This window comes from Hirschia baltica ATCC 49814 (genome assembly GCF_000023785.1).
GTDB lineage: Bacteria > Pseudomonadota > Alphaproteobacteria > Caulobacterales > Hyphomonadaceae > Hirschia > Hirschia baltica.
The window spans coordinates 1,026,496-1,042,178 of record NC_012982.1 but is presented as its reverse complement, the minus strand read 5'-3'; the positions used below and the strand labels follow the sequence as shown (position 1 = coordinate 1,042,178).

Below are 15,683 nucleotides of genomic sequence, written 5' to 3'. Positions count from 1 at the left end.
TTAACCGCCAAATTTCACCCTCACCCCGCCATTGAGAATAAAACCGTCATTTCGTGACCAAATATCAGTTGTCCACTGACCATCAGCAGCGCGATTTGGCAGCACTAATGGGTGCTCATCGGTCTGCTTCACATCTAGAAGATTTTCAGCATTGATAAACCAACTCACATTCCCGAATATCACTTCGGCCAACAAGCCTAAATGCACATAAGGTTTGCTTTCAGATAGATAGGGATTGCCTTCTAATTTTTGCTTGCCTGTATAATAGGCCTCAAAACCAATACGTCCGCGATCATGTTGCTCCCACATTGCGACAAAACCTGCCGAATGCTTAGGCGTCAGCTCTATTTCCTTGCGTAGCCCCGACGAAACATCGGATTCGGTTGCATCCAAATAGAGATAACTCCCCGTCAGTTTGAAATCACCCAGATAATAGCGCAGCAAGAACTCAGACCCACGAATGCGAGATGTCCCGTCAGCATTAACCAGCCGCACGCGATCACTCATCCCAGAATTAGTAGAATCATAATCGACAAGCTGCACACTATTATCAACATCTGATGCAAATAGATTCACATTTGCTTCAACAGATCCAAGCTTATAACCGATGTCCAGCGATGCCGTCTGAGCTGTCTCTTCCTCCAATTCATTCAAACTATCAAGGCGAGAGAGACCTGCTGCTTCAATTGCTTCAACGAATGGCGTCGGGGCAAAGAAACCCTGCCCAACCGAACCACGAATTGTCCAATCACCAGGACGATAAAGCACAGAGACACGTGGGCTAAATTGCGTGCCATATTCACTATGCTCATCCACGCGGGCACTCGCAGATACAGATAGATTATCCAAGATATCTTGGTCTATTTGTGCAAAAAGACCAGGCACCTCATAAGAATAATCAAACGCATTAAAAGTATCAGAACTGAAAGTATCAGTTTGGTTTGCGACACCCGCTATCCATCCAGTCTTGCCGACTTTTCCAGATACAGACGCCTCAACCAAATAGCTTTCATGTTTATCATCTTCACGCAGGTCGCCAAACAGATGCTCATGATCTTGCACCATACCAGAAGCCCGCATATTCACGCTGATTGTCTCGTTGAGCGGAATTTCAGCGATTAGACCACTATCAACACGCGTGCTATTCTGGTTTTGCGCAAAAAAACTGCCATCTGGCATTGTGCGACCAGTTAGGTTTCCGCCTTGACGTTCTTCCTTCATAGCACCTGCTGTCAAATAGACATTGGCACCATTATCACCTTCCCAGAATAATCGTGGCCGCGCAGTCCAACGTTCATATCCTGAGAGATCAATCCAACCGTCAGAATCAAGATCTTGCTCATTTTGGCGGTGTGCACCTGCTGTGATTGAAGCACCAAACCCTTCCCCAAGCGGGGTCGAATAATAAGTTGTAAGATCTTGGCCGTCTTGGGTCGTCGCGTTGAAAAGCACCTCTCCTTCAGCAATTTCTATAGGGCGTCGCGAGACGAGATTGATAACCCCGCCAAGTGCAGATCCACCATATAGAGACGATGCTGACCCCTTGATCACCTCAACCTGTCGCAAATCAGTTGGAGGTATTTGCAACAAACCGATAGACGCAGCCTGCCCACCATAAAGCGGCAACCCATCTGCAAGAAGCTGAGTATAACGCCCTGCCATCCCCTGCATGCGTATGTTTGCAGCCCCCAGAGCCGGAGATGTAACTTGCACCCGAACACCACCTGTTTCAGCAACAATCATAGAAATATTGCCCGGACGCATTATGGCTTTTTCTTCGATTTCCTCGCGGTTGATAACTTCAACGCGCATAGGCTCATCTTGAACGCGACGTCCTAGCCTTGTCGCTTCGACAATAATCGTTTCTTGCTTGCCGTCATCATGACCATGACCATCATCGTCATGATGCGTTTCGCTCACATTATCTAGATTGTTCTCTGTCGTTAAATTTTCTGGCTCAGTTTGAACTGCATTTATATCCGCAGCATAACTTATTCCGGTGCCCATGCAGCCGAAAGTCAGGACACCCAGTGCCCCTATTGATTTTTTTAACATAATTTTCTCTTAGAAATAACAATTGAAAAGAGCATAAATTGCTCAATACGCTGTCAATTTCTAAGCGCGTGGCGGCCTAAATTGATGACTGGGATACCCAGACATTTCAGCCCAATCTAAATCAATCACATGCGCACGCTCAAAAGCAAAAACGTCATTTAATTTCATCAATGACGTTGCATATCCATGCATGTGGCACATGCCACATGAATGCACATGATGCTGGGAATTTGTTTGATGCTGAAGATCTGATTCAAGCTCTACAGTCACTAACTCAGCGTGCTCTGATACAGTCTCACCTGAATGCTGATGCTTCTCGATAAAAGTAGGCGCAGCGAAAAACGATGTTATCAACATGAATAACACTAAAAATCGATAGCCTAGAATTGGAAGCACTTTTTTCATAATCAAAGCACTACCGTCAAATTCTACTATATGAAAGCGTATTTTTTGTCACACATTACACAGCAAACGCGTGTTGAACTCTTCAATGCAATATTTCACGCCTGACATGAGATTTGAACCTGACTCCGCCTCAGTGCGAAAGGATGCAATTCTTGCTTTTGATTTTTCGATATAATCATTGCGCACATTCTCATCATTCATAACTAAAATAGCTAAAGCCTGAAGCTCTTCTAGGGTTTTAACTGCCGCACCTTCTCGAATAGTCATTTGCACATCGCAATCATCCAAGGTTAGAATTGGTAACCCCTCCAACATCGCCCAATATGCAGAATTGCCTCCGCCCTGCCGAGGTGGATTTAAGAAAGCATCACAATTTGACATAGCCGACCGCAAATCATCAATAAAACGAACCCATCGTATTCGCTCCTGATACAGTGCAAACTCAAGCTTCAATGATTGAGATACTGGACCAACAATCACCAAATATGCATTGGGAGACGCTTCAAGTATAGCAAAGAGCAGCTTTCTAAATTCTAGAGTTATTTCTTGCTCAATGCGCCCACCAACAAGCACAAATGCAAAAGCATCCTCTGGTAATTTCAAATCATCACGAGATAGGCTAGCTTGGTTTTCACCTTCAGTGAGTAAATCAAAGTCTTGTTTAAGCATTTTGGGCGGTTCGTGTTTCAACCGCTTCCAATCTATCTGCTGCATTGGCTCTATTTCAGAGCGATAATAATGCGTATGAGCGAGCGACGCGGAAAGCGTCTGCGATATTGGCCAACACATTGTTGGCAAAAACTTAGCACACACATCGCCTAGAATAATATTGTCACCAACCAGCAAGACTGCATCCGGTGCATACTCCTCTATGTAAGCAATATTATCTTGTATCGATTGTTTCGAAATGCCTTGTTTGGGGTGACTATGAATTGATATTTGATCGCCTTTAAAATCATAGTTTTCGTCACCGATTACGGTCGATTGAACAGCCCACATACTCTCATGAAATGTCGATGCTGGTTTCTCGGGATATTCATTCGTAATGAATAATTTTATGTCTTCAAAACCACCTATTCGAGCAATACGCGCAAATTCCAGCATACACATTGTTATAGAATATGGTGGACGTAAAAATTGCTGTCCTATTATTAGCAGGCGTTTGGGCGTCGTATTGGCTTTATTCTCCTCAGGTATGTTCAATTCATGCCCGAGGTAATCTATGAATCGAAAATACTTCAGCGCCAATTTTTTGTAGAGTATTTTATCGTGCTCTTTTACTGAGAGCGATGCACCACGCGTATGAACCAATCGCTTTATGGTCCAAAGCAATGAGTGAAAAAATTCTATATCTTCATGAAATAAGTGCATGATATCAATGCACGCAATAAGGTATTCTATCTGCCCGCCATTAGCATAACGATTAGATAAATAGGAAATGGCTTGTTTGGGGTTTCGCTTTTTCAACGCATCTTGCGCCAGCTTATCTGGTTGTGACTTGCCCACCTTAGCCCCAATTCAAACGTCAATATCTACTTTAAACACGAAGTATAAATATAAATATTTACTTTAAAAATCAGAAAAAGACAGGTCAGTAATTAAAGGAGCACTCTATCACACAAAAAAATGGGCGTTGTGGTCGAACTTTAGACACACCCCGCCCATTCATATACTTTGACTAAAATTTAAGCTGCTCGTATTTTTTGAATAAAGCCTTGCATTTGAGTGCGCAGAAATTCACTTTGTTTAGAAAGTTCTGCAGCCGCAACTAATACTTGAGCAGCACCTTCCCCAGCTTCTTCTGCTGTTTTGGCAACATCCACAATGTTTACATTAACTTCGGCCGACCCGGCAGAGGCTTGCCCCACAGCATGCACAATTTCCTGTGTGGCTGTGCCTTGTTCTTCAACAGCTGAAGCAATTGCCCCAGCTGAATCATTCACCATCTTGACCGATTTACTAATTTCATCAATCGCAAGGACAGCTCTGTTAGTTGTCGATTGAATTTCCGAAATCTGCTTGTTGATATCACTTGTTGCCCGCGCTGTTTGTTCTGCAAGGCTTTTAACTTCTGAAGCAACAACAGCAAAACCTTTACCCGCATCTCCTGCACGTGCGGCCTCAATCGTCGCATTCAAAGCCAGAAGGTTTGTTTGCTCGGCAATACCTGAAATAATCTCCAAGATCGTACCGATATGGTTTGCAGACTCGCGTAGCTCACCAACAATCACACCTGTGGCTTCTGCTTCTTCAACAGCAGACTTTGTTTGCTCGGCAGATCTTTGAACTTGCTTGGATATTTCATTCACTGAAGCGCCAAGCTCTCTAGCGGATGCAGCCACAGTTGCAACATTCGATCCTGCCTCTTCTGAAGCTGACGCAACTGAAGTCGCACGTGAAGAAGACATCTCAGAAGCCGACCTCAATTGAGAGGCTGTCGCTTGCATTTCTGTTGAAGCAGAAGCTACTGTATCGACAACAGCTCCGACTGAACTCTCCATTTCATCTGCAAGCGCCAACATAATGCGGCGCTGCTGTTCTTCTTCTTCTTTTTTCGTCCGGCTAACTTGCTCTTCAAGCTTTTTAACAGCAATTGCGTTGTCCTTAAACACTTGGACAGCATTCGCCATTTGGCCAATTTCATCCTTACGTTTTGCGCCGTAAACCACAGCGGACAGATCACCCTTAGCCAAGCGATCCATCACGTTTGTGATAAGCATAGTCGGTCCAGAAATCATTCTGGAAATAAACCAAGCAGCCGCTACAGCAAACACAACACCGCCCAATGTGACCATCGCAGAAACCGCAATAGAGCGCTCAACTTTTGCTTCGGCAATAGGTCCAAGCTCATCCTGCAATTGTTTGTAATTGAGTTTCATGTCCTCAATTATTGCCGCAGCTTCAGGCCCTATTTTATCCAACCCATTTTGAATTAAATCATTACGTGCCTCAATAATTGTTGCTGATCGCTCAAATGCCTGCAAATAAATTGTGCTATCAGCTATAACTTGTTTGGTTAATTGACGGCGCGTCGAGTTTTCCAATTTAGACAGCAACGAATTTGTCGCCTTATTCATATCCGAAAATGACTTTTCCATATGTTCTAAAGATGACTTTTGGTTGTCCAGCAAAAATTTCTGAACATGTAAACGTCCCAATAAAAGATGTTTTTGAGCATACCCAGCATAATAGGCTGCTTCAATGTCATTAGCTGAATATGCAGATTGCATTACATCAGACAGCGCCTTCTCCATTGCTGGACCACGCACATCTAGTATGTTGTTTACAATATCATCGCGCTCGGCCTGCAATCTTGTAACTTCTTCGAAAGTGGACTGATAACTTTTGACGTCATTCTCAAAACCAGCAAGAAGCTTTAATTGATCGGGGTGCTTAATCAGCGTTTTTGTTTCATTCAATAATTTGATTGTCGCTGCAAGACGCTCCTTAACAGTATTAATCTCTTTTTGATTGGCACTTATAACAAAGTCTTTTACGCCCAACCGCGCAGAAAGCAGATTAGCTTGAACACGGCCAACCGCATTCGTATTGCGAGCATAGCTTCTATAGGTGGATAGATTTTCTTTTGAACTTAGCAAGCCCGCACCAGAAACAACGGATGTCAAAATTAGCAAGCAAACTAACACTGTAAATCCGACACTTATTTTAGTGCCGATTTTCAAATTTTCGAACCAAGACACGATCAATATTCCTTAGTATAAAAGTCGATTCCATATTGGCTCACTAAGACCGTTTTGACCTAACAAGATATTAACCATAAGGGTCACGGGCCAAATTCTGGGCCATTTCATTTACAAACCGGCGTTTTTTCTCAATACATTGGGCAATAAAGTCATATAATTGTGCATTAAGCGCTTTATCATGCAGCAAAACCATCACTCAGCTTACTGCCTCACATTTCATTATTTCAAAAAAATACGATGCCTCCTGTTGACGGTGGTCACTTGTGATCTTAGATGCCATACATCGTTAGCAGCCAAGGCAGGTGAGTGCTAAAACTCATTTGCCTCAGCGTTTGACGATTTTAGAATTTGCAACCTTAATTGAAAGAGGTCTCATTATGGCATTTCGTCCACTTCATGACCGCGTACTCGTTCGTCGCGTAGAAGAAGTCGCTAAAACTAAAGGCGGGATCATCATCCCTGATACTGCGAAAGAAAAGCCTCAAGAAGGCGAAATCGTAGCAGTTGGTAACGGTGCAATCGGTGACGACAATGAGCGTATTGCTCTTGAAGTTAAACCGGGTGACCGCGTTCTTTTCGCAAAATGGGGCGGTACAGAAGTGACTGTCGATGGCGAAGAGCTCATCATCATGAAAGAATCTGACATCATGGGTATCGTTGAGTAAGACGCGCAGCTCTTTAACTCAAAGAGCGCCCTACTCAATTTCCCTTTTCAGATTTTCAATTTTTCAAATTAAAGGAATACGAACATGGCTGCTAAGCTAGTACACTTCGGTTCAGAAGCTCGCAACGAAATGCTCGAAGGTGTCGACATTCTTGCAAACGCTGTAAAAGTAACACTTGGTCCTAAAGGCCGTAACGTTGTTATCGACAAATCTTTTGGCGCACCGCGCACAACAAAAGATGGTGTGACAGTTGCTAAAGAAATCGAACTAGAAAACAAGTTCCAAAACATGGGCGCCCAAATGGTGCGCGAAGTTGCTTCTAAAGCAAACGATGTTGCTGGTGACGGTACAACAACTGCAACAGTTCTTGCTCAAGCAATCGTTCGCGAAGGCATGAAGCGCGTTGCTGCTGGCATGAACCCAATGGACCTTAAGCGCGGTATCGATAAAGCCGTTGCTGAAGTTGTTGCAACTTTAGAATCAAACTCCAAAAAAGTAAAAACAAACGAAGAAATCGCTCAAGTTGGTGCGATCTCTGCGAATGGTGAGCGCGAAATCGGTGACATGATCGCTAAGGCGATGGAAAAAGTCGGTAATGAAGGCGTTATCACTGTTGAAGAAGCTAAGTCTTTGGAAACAGAACTTGATGTTGTTGAAGGTATGCAGTTTGACCGTGGTTACCTATCACCATATTTCATCACTGATGCTGAAAAAATGACTGTGGCTCTTGATGACCCATACATTCTTCTTCACGAGTCAAAACTAACATCACTACAGCCAATGCTTCCAATCCTTGAAGCTGTTGTTCAGTCTGGTAAGCCTCTTCTTATTATCGCTGAAGACATTGAAGGTGAAGCACTTGCAACTCTTGTTGTGAACAAACTTCGCGGTGGATTGAAAATCGCTGCTGTTAAAGCTCCTGGTTTCGGTGACCGTCGTAAAGCAATGCTTGAAGACATCTCTGTTCTAACTGGTGGTACAGTGATTTCTGAAGACCTTGGCATCAAACTAGAGAACGTATCTCTTGAAATGCTTGGTACAGCGAAACGCGTATCAATCACAAAAGACGAAACTGTTATCGTTGATGGTGCTGGCGACAAAGCTGACATCGAAGGCCGCGTTGCTCAAATCCGTGCGCAAATCGAAAACACAACTTCAGAATACGACAAAGAAAAACTTCAAGAGCGTCTTGCTAAACTTGCTGGCGGTGTTGCCGTTATCAAAGTTGGTGGTGCAACTGAAGTTGAAGTGAAAGAGCGTAAAGACCGCGTTGATGACGCACTTAACGCAACACGTGCTGCTGTTGAAGAAGGTATCGTCCCAGGTGGTGGTACAGCGCTTCTTCGTGCATCTTCTGCCCTTAAAGTTAAAGGCTCAAATGTTGACGAACAAGCCGGTATCGACATTGTCACAAAAGCACTTCAAGCACCTCTACGTCAGATCGTTCAAAACGCTGGTGTTGAAGGTTCTGTCGTTGTGAACGCAATTCTTGCTGACAAATCTATCTCTTACGGATTTGATGCTCAAAAAGAAGAATATTGTGACCTTGTAGCAGCTGGTATTATCGACCCAACTAAAGTGGTTCGTTCATCCTTGCAAAACGCTGCATCTATCGCATCTTTGATCATCACAACTGAAGCTGCAATCTGTGACGCACCTGTTAAAGATGCTCCTGCTGGTGGTGGCATGCCTGACATGGGCGGTATGGGTGGAATGGGCGGTATGGGTGGCATGGGCTTCTAAGCTCAAACCAACCAATCGTCTTACGACATATAAGAAAGGCGGTTCCTTTGCGGGAACCGCCTTTTTCTTATAGGCAATAACACAGCCGCATTTGCCACGAATATACCACATTTGTAACATTTCAATTCACCCCATACACTTTGGGGAGAAATGAGAATGACAAACTATCACATAGAATATTACTTAACCTATCTGCCACGTCGGCTATCCGGCTTATTGTCCTGCCTTTTATTGATCAGCATTGTTCAATTGCCTGCAAACGCCCAGAGCGCTGAAAACATTTATGATGACCTCCCATCAGAAATAGCGCAGCAACTCCAGACCCATAACAAAACCTTCATACAGTCAGCCTTTCAAGGCAAGTTGACCTCAAAGGATGCATACTTTTCAGAAGATGTAAAAATCCTTCCAGAGTTTCAAAAGTCAGCTCTTGGGCAAGACAATGCCATCGCTTATTTTAAGGCGTTCTCAGATACATTTGCAGTCTCAAATCACACGCGCACACGTGATGAAATACTTACCATTGGCCCCAAATTATTCGTCAGAGGCTCCTTTACTTTTGATTTGTCGCCACATGAAACTGATATTTCCAACACAGTCTCAGGAGATTATTTTGAAATCTGGAATGTCGCTGCACCAGATCAAATAACTCTAGAAATCATCAGTTGGAATTTCCAAGACCACTATCCCGAGCTTAATCCATATATGGGATTTAAAGACTATCCATCCGCCATTATGGCGCATACGCCGCGCGTGAATTTTAGCCACCCTCAAGCATTTGAACTTGCCGGTCTAAACTTACTCCAATCAAATGTCATTTTGCGCGGCGATGGCGAGACTTGGAAGCTCTTTTCTGAAGATGAGGCAATACTGGTCCCTCATTTCAAAACACCAAGAATAGGTCGCGACGCGATAGATGAATTCCTAGGTGACCACATTAAAGAATTGCCCATCTTCGATGCGCTGACAAACCAAACGCATTACATCCAAGCGCATGATGACTATGTCATTACAATTATGAGCCATGTGGCGACGTGGCGAACCGGTGACGCGTCTGGCATATCCACGGGGAAAGGTATTCTCCTGTGGAAAAGACAGGACAGCGGTGAGCTTCGCATTTACCGACAATTGGCGGCATATGACTAATTTCACTGAGCTTCACATCTGAGTTTCAGAACACATAAGAAAGACGGCTCCTTCGCTGGAGCCGCCTTTTTTTCCATACAGCGCGAACAACAACAAACCCAACGCACCAAACAACAGAAAGCATATTTAGAATAGCAATTCCAATTTTACAGACACCCTAGATAGGCTTGGACTTCATAATTTGTTGAAACGTCAAATAACTGTCACTAAAACGCTAGGATAACTGTCACAGAACTCACCATAAATCCCCGCATTTACGCATATCATTTTCGGGGTCATCCAATGAAGAAGTCTGTTCTTTTCTGCTCGTCCGCAATTCTAGCGGGTCTTTCTATAAATACTGCGTACGCTCAAAGTGCTGAAGTTTCAGAGCGCCGCCTTGAAGCTGTTGTTGTATCAACTCAAAAAATTGACGAAAACCTCCTTGATGTTCCAATCAACGTCTCTGCTGTAGATCAGGATTTTATTGATCTTATCAATGCTGATGACCTTGAAGAATTAGCAGACTTTATCCCCGGCCTTCAGGTTCAAGCGCAATCATTGAACGCACCTAGTTTTTCCATTCGCGGTGTGACATCTGATGGCGGTGCACCGCGTGTGGCTATCTTCACCAATGGTGTATCAAATGCGCGTCCGGGTTGGGGTGCCAGCCTTGCCTATTTCGACATGGAACGCATCGAAGTTGTTAAAGGCCCGCAACCCACATTGTTTGGCCAAGGCGCACTTGTGGGTGGTATTAACTTCATCCAAAACAAAGCCAACACAGACGAGAATTCTGGTTATGTGCAAGTTGACGCGGGTTCATACAACACACAGCGTCTTGAAGCGGCTTACAACTGGGCTGTATCAGACACTTTTGCCCTACGCCTTTCTGGCGTGCACGATAGCTATGATGGTTACATTGAAAACCACGATCCTTCGACACCAGACCTTATGGGACAAAAAACAGACGCGCTACGTCTAGCTGCGCACTGGTCTCCAACGGCGAACTTTACAGCCGACATCATTGCAAACTACGAAGTCGACGACTCTACAGGTACAGAATTTAGATCTGCTGTTATTCCAACAGGTGCTGAAGGTAGCAAGTCTATCAATTATTATGATGATGTTGAGATGAACTTCACAAACACACAAGGCCGCGATGGCGGACTTGGTTCAGACCGTGAAATCTTCTCGATCACAGGTATTCTGGAATATGACCTGAACGAATATCTCTCGTTGACATCTATCACAGACTATCGTGACCAATATCAAGATGAAGCCTTTGATTCTGATGGTACTTCTGCTGATCTTCTGCAACTTGGAACAAATCAAAAAGGTCAATCATTCTCGCAAGAATTACGCCTGAATTTCAACAATGGCGGCAAGCTTCGCGGATTTGTCGGCCTGAACTATTTCGACGAACATGACAGTCAGAATCTCATTATCTCCAATGATGAAGCCGCAATTCAAGCGCTGTTAATCGCGCCTACATTTGCAGCCAATTTTGGTGGTCAAGCTGGCATGATTAGCTATTTGCAAAGCTTAAATGTGCCCGGTGCTGAAAACGCATTCAACATTTACGACCCTTTGCGCTACTCACTGGTTGGTCTAACTGGCGGTCAAGTTATCGCTCTGAATGAACAATATGTACAAAACACCTACACAACCAATGATCTGACATCGACGGATGTATTTGCAGATATTTCCTACGATGTAACAGACCGCCTCACTCTGACTGGTGGACTTCGTTACACTGAAGAAGAATTTGAAACTTCATCTGTTGCATTTGTATCAAATGGAAATGCAACGCTTGGCGGCACCGCGCAAGCCGTCTTCCCGGGTACAGACGTCATTCTGCCGAGCCTTATTTCTCCGGGCAGCTTCATTGGTTTTTCATACGCGATGTTCTCATCAGCGCCTCAGGGCGTCACGCAACAACGCTCTTATAATGCGGATGGAGACTTTACTTGGCGTCTAGCTGCGAACTATGAGCTAGCTGACGATCTAAATGGTTGGGCTTCTATCGCACGCGGACGTCGTCCCGGCGGTTTAAGCGCAGATGCAAGCGAGACATCAGGCTTTGCTGTTGTTGATCCTGAATTCCTGACAAACTATGAGTTGGGCCTCAAAGGAGAATTCCTTGATAACCGTCTGCGTCTGACATCTTCAGTTTATTATTCAGAATATGAAGACTTTCAGGTGTCTTTCCGTGAAGAGGGTAACCCTGTCGCACTTGTTGAAAACACAGGTGCAGCCACGCAATACGGGTTTGAAGTTGACGCATTCATGATCGCACATGACAATGTCGATGTCTTTGCAACATATGGTTACAACTTCTCTGAGTTTGATGATTCAGACTCTAATGGAAATTCTCAAGTGCGTGCTGGAAATACTTTCCGTATCAGTCCAAAAAACACATTGTCTCTTGGTGCTGAACTTCACTTCCCAATGGGCGCAATGGAGCTATTCGCTGTGCCAACTTATGTATGGAAAGACGAAGTGTACTTCTCAGACGAGAACACACCTGAAGAACTTCAGGATGCCTATGGATTGCTAGATTTCAAAGTCGGCCTACGAAATGAAAACAAAGGTTGGGAAGTTTCCGCTTTTGTTGAGAACGCAACAGACGAAGAATATCTGATCGACTATGGTAACACGGGAGATGCATTTGGTATTCCAACAACAATTCGCGGCATTCCACGTTGGTATGGTGTGAAACTAAAAGCCAAATTCTAGGCTGAATTTTCCTGCCCTTCCCGAAATTCATCATTTTGGGAAGGGTTTTCGGCCCCTATTCGGGCTGTAATCGTGTTTTTATTGCGCTCAAAAGCGCATCTAGCCCTTTGGCGATATCGCCGCAGGGTATCATCATTTAAGAAATGGAGCGGGATTATGCGGGATATTTCCAGAAGACGTTTTTTCTATTTTGGTGCAGCGTCCAGTGCACTTGCAGCAGGATGCGCAACACAAGCCACAGGCCCACTCGGGCAAGCTGAAAAATCAGTCACAGCCTTTGATGGAGAAGCGAGCTTTTCTCATGGTGTGGCCGCTGGAGATGCAACTTCAGACGCGGTTATTCTCTGGTCACGCATATCGCCTATTGCTGATAACGGCCCAATTCAGGGAATGGTTTTCATATCAACAGAAGCATCTGACATTGAAAACTTATCCCAACTGGAAAAAGGCAGCCTTACAACTCTTCCTACGCAAAGAAGCGTTGTTTTTTCGACAAACAAAGACCGTGACTACACAATCAAAATTGACGTCAAAGCATTAAAACCAGCCACACAATATTACTACGCCTTCGCCGTTGAAACAGTTTCTGGTGTTGTCGTCTCTCCAATGGGACGCGCAAAAACACTTCCCAAAACAGGCACAGCTCCTTTCAAAGCTGCGGTCGTATCTTGCTCGAACTTTCCATTTGGTTTTTTCAATGTATATGATGCAATCGCCAAACGCGATGATGTCGACGCGGTTATTCATCTAGGCGACTACCTATATGAATATGGCAGTGATGGTTATGGAAGCGAGGTTGGCGCAAAAATCGGACGTATTGTCGAACCTGCTCATGAAATCATTAGCCTCGATGATTACCGTAAACGCCACGCACAATATAAAGCTGACGAGAATTTGCAGAAAGCACATGCACGTGCTGTCTGGTATTGTTCATGGGATGACCATGAAAGCGCAAACGATTCATACAGAACAGGCGCGCAAAACCACCAAGAAGAGACCGAAGGCCCGTGGAGCACACGTAAAACACAGGCTATCCAAGCTTATCTTGAATGGATGCCAGTGCGCGATCCAGATGCAGGCAAAGCCCTTGGTTCCATCTATCGCGGGTTTGACATTGGTGACCTCGCTTCCCTCTTTATGCTAGAATCACGTCTGCTAGCGCGTTCTATTCCACTCTCTTTTGGAGACGCAATGGCAGTGCCTGAAGATCAACGCATGGCTAAAGTTCAAGAGATCATTGCCGAAACAATGAACCCAGAACGCAGCATGTTGGGTGATGTACAAGAAAACTGGCTAGCGGCAGAATTTAAACGTTCCGTATCTGAAGGCAAAAAATGGCAAGTGCTTGGTAATCAGGTCATCATGGCCAAAGTAAAAACACCAAATGTGGCTGCTGTACTGTCGGACGAACAGAAAAAAGCAATCTACGCCAAAGCACCTTATGCTGAGCAATATATCGAATTTTCCAAATTTGGTCTGACTTGGAATATGGATGCTTGGGATGGATATGTCGCCGCCAGAGAGCGCCTCTACGCCTCAGCTAAATCCGCCAATGCCCGCCTTGTAACTTTAACAGGTGACACGCACACAGCTTGGGCCAATGATTTACACGATAAAGACGGTGAACTGCGCGGTGTTGAATTTGGATGTACCTCAGTCACATCTGCTGGCTTGGGCGACATTATGCCAATCCCGCAAATCAATGCTTTGATGGAAGAGAAAAACGACGAAGTGCGCTTCTTTGATGCATTTGGACGCGGTTACACAATGCTATCTCTCAGCAAAGATGCTGTGGATGCAGAATTTGTCAAAGTCTCAGATGTTTATACGCCGGAATACACAGTGGAAACTGTAAAATCCATGCGCTCAACCGCTCAAGATAGCAGCATGAGCAAGCTGACATCACTCTAAATTAAAACTGACGACCCAATAAAAAGGCTGCACAATTTAAACTGTGCAGCCTTTCTTTTTATCTCAGGTAAAACCTGAACTCAGATGCTTAATTTAGCTCATCTCTAACTTGAACAATAATGTCTGGATTGTCTGAAAACAGACCATCAATATCCGCCGCAAATAAATCGCTTGCCAATTGCGCAATGTTTCCAGTTTGAATTGCATAATCAGCCTGACTTGGATCACCTTTACGATACGCTTCTGGCAACGCCATATTCTCTGAGCGCAATGTCCATGCGTGCACTTTCAAACCAGCTTCGTGTGCATCAGCAATCAGAGTTGATTCAACCCGCTCACCCTCAACAATGCTCGGAAGAACAAGATCAAGACTTGGCCCTACGCCATCGGCAAAGCTTGATATCCGCTTTAAACCTTCCGCGCTGTACATTTCGCTCCAGTCAGAAAGACCATTGGCTTTGAGGATCTCTTCTGGCGGAGATTGAGACGAGAACAAGTACACAAGCGGAAGCTCGGTCTTATCACGCATCTGCATAAGGCTTTGTGGCCAGAAACATTGAATATAGATTGGGATATCGCTATCCAACGCATTCAATTGATTGTCTTCCAGCACCTTCAAGAAGGCCTCTTCCATTGGCAGATCAATACCAGAAAAATAAGCTGGGTGTTTTAGCTCAATATATAGGCCGATAGGTCTGTTGTGTATTTTGCTCTGCTCACGCGTAAAGTCGATTATTTCTTCCAGCGTTGGCACGTCAAATTGATTGTCATATTCAGTGTTTTGCGGACGAAATTGCGGCAAACGTTCCTTTGAACGCAATGTCTTCAATTCAGCCAATGTAAAATCTTCGCTATACCAACCTTCATGCGGCGGCGCTTCTACAGATTTTGTGGTTTTACGATCAGCAAATTCAGGGTGATCTGCAACATTGGTGGTTGAGCCAATTTCATTTTCATGACGTGCGATGAATATACCATCCTTGGTCAAGACAAGATCAGGCTCGATAAAATCAGCCCCCTGCTCAATAGCCAGCTTATATGCTTCAAGCGTGTGCTCAGGGCGATATCCGCTTGCCCCCCGATGCGCGATAACAATAGGTTCTTTTATCGCTGCTTCGGCTTCAATTTGAGAGTCAGCGCCCGTATCAGATGATGCAGGCGGTGCTTTGGGCTGACATGCAACCAAAGCAACAATAGCGAGCGCTAGCCCGAAGTGAATTTTCACAATTATGTCCTTTGTTTTTCTGAATGTCCTCGAAAGCCTATTGGCTAATGACATATTTTACATCCGCCATTTAAACGCTGTTGAGCTATAGTTTTATGACACAGAAACAGC

The 15,683-nt window shown here is 44.5% G+C and carries 10 protein-coding genes; 5 read left to right on the top strand and 5 right to left on the bottom strand.

What is annotated here, in order from left to right:
* The 4 genes from HBAL_RS04855 to HBAL_RS04840 form a co-directional block, all read right to left on the bottom strand.
* The gene (locus HBAL_RS04855; RefSeq protein ID WP_015826813.1) at nt 1–2,055 is read right to left on the bottom strand and encodes a TonB-dependent receptor plug domain-containing protein; all 2,055 of its coding nucleotides are present in this window, start codon (nt 2,053–2,055) and stop codon (nt 1–3) included.
* Between the two features lie 60 nt (nt 2,056–2,115).
* On the bottom strand, nt 2,116–2,412 hold the full coding sequence (locus tag HBAL_RS04850) for a hypothetical protein (RefSeq protein WP_149037365.1): 297 nt from the start codon (nt 2,410–2,412) through the stop codon (nt 2,116–2,118).
* A 96-nt stretch (nt 2,413–2,508) separates the two neighbouring features.
* Nucleotides 2,509–3,966 (bottom strand): glycosyltransferase, encoded by a 1,458-nt coding sequence (locus HBAL_RS04845; RefSeq protein WP_015826811.1) that lies wholly within the window; start codon nt 3,964–3,966, stop codon nt 2,509–2,511.
* A gap of 179 nt (nt 3,967–4,145) precedes the next feature.
* Complete coding sequence (locus HBAL_RS04840) at nt 4,146–6,161, bottom strand: HAMP domain-containing methyl-accepting chemotaxis protein (RefSeq protein ID WP_015826810.1); 2,016 nt, start codon at nt 6,159–6,161, stop codon at nt 4,146–4,148.
* Nucleotides 6,162–6,541: 380 nt separating this feature from the next.
* On the opposite strand from HBAL_RS04840, the gene groES reads away from it, so the two are divergent.
* From groES to HBAL_RS04815, 5 genes are all read left to right on the top strand, one after another.
* The gene (gene groES, locus HBAL_RS04835; RefSeq protein ID WP_015826808.1) at nt 6,542–6,829 is read left to right on the top strand and encodes a co-chaperone GroES; all 288 of its coding nucleotides are present in this window, start codon (nt 6,542–6,544) and stop codon (nt 6,827–6,829) included.
* Between the two features lie 84 nt (nt 6,830–6,913).
* The gene (groL, locus tag HBAL_RS04830; RefSeq protein ID WP_015826807.1) at nt 6,914–8,572 is read left to right on the top strand and encodes a chaperonin GroEL; all 1,659 of its coding nucleotides are present in this window, start codon (nt 6,914–6,916) and stop codon (nt 8,570–8,572) included.
* 156 nt (nt 8,573–8,728) lie between these two features.
* Nucleotides 8,729–9,718 carry a Cif family virulence factor gene (locus HBAL_RS04825; protein ID WP_015826806.1) on the top strand — a complete coding sequence of 330 codons (990 nt, stop codon included), beginning with the start codon at nt 8,729–8,731 and terminating at the stop codon, nt 9,716–9,718.
* Nucleotides 9,719–10,000: 282 nt separating this feature from the next.
* Nucleotides 10,001–12,436, top strand: coding sequence for a TonB-dependent receptor (locus HBAL_RS04820; RefSeq protein ID WP_015826805.1), 2,436 nt, complete (start codon nt 10,001–10,003; stop codon nt 12,434–12,436).
* Nucleotides 12,437–12,592: 156 nt separating this feature from the next.
* Nucleotides 12,593–14,347, top strand: coding sequence for an alkaline phosphatase D family protein (locus HBAL_RS04815; protein WP_015826804.1), 1,755 nt, complete (start codon nt 12,593–12,595; stop codon nt 14,345–14,347).
* An 88-nt stretch (nt 14,348–14,435) separates the two neighbouring features.
* Here HBAL_RS04815 and HBAL_RS04810 read toward each other — a convergent pair whose 3' ends face one another.
* The gene (locus HBAL_RS04810; RefSeq protein WP_233356743.1) at nt 14,436–15,572 is read right to left on the bottom strand and encodes a glycerophosphodiester phosphodiesterase family protein; all 1,137 of its coding nucleotides are present in this window, start codon (nt 15,570–15,572) and stop codon (nt 14,436–14,438) included.
* Nucleotides 15,573–15,683: the final 111 nt, after the last annotated feature.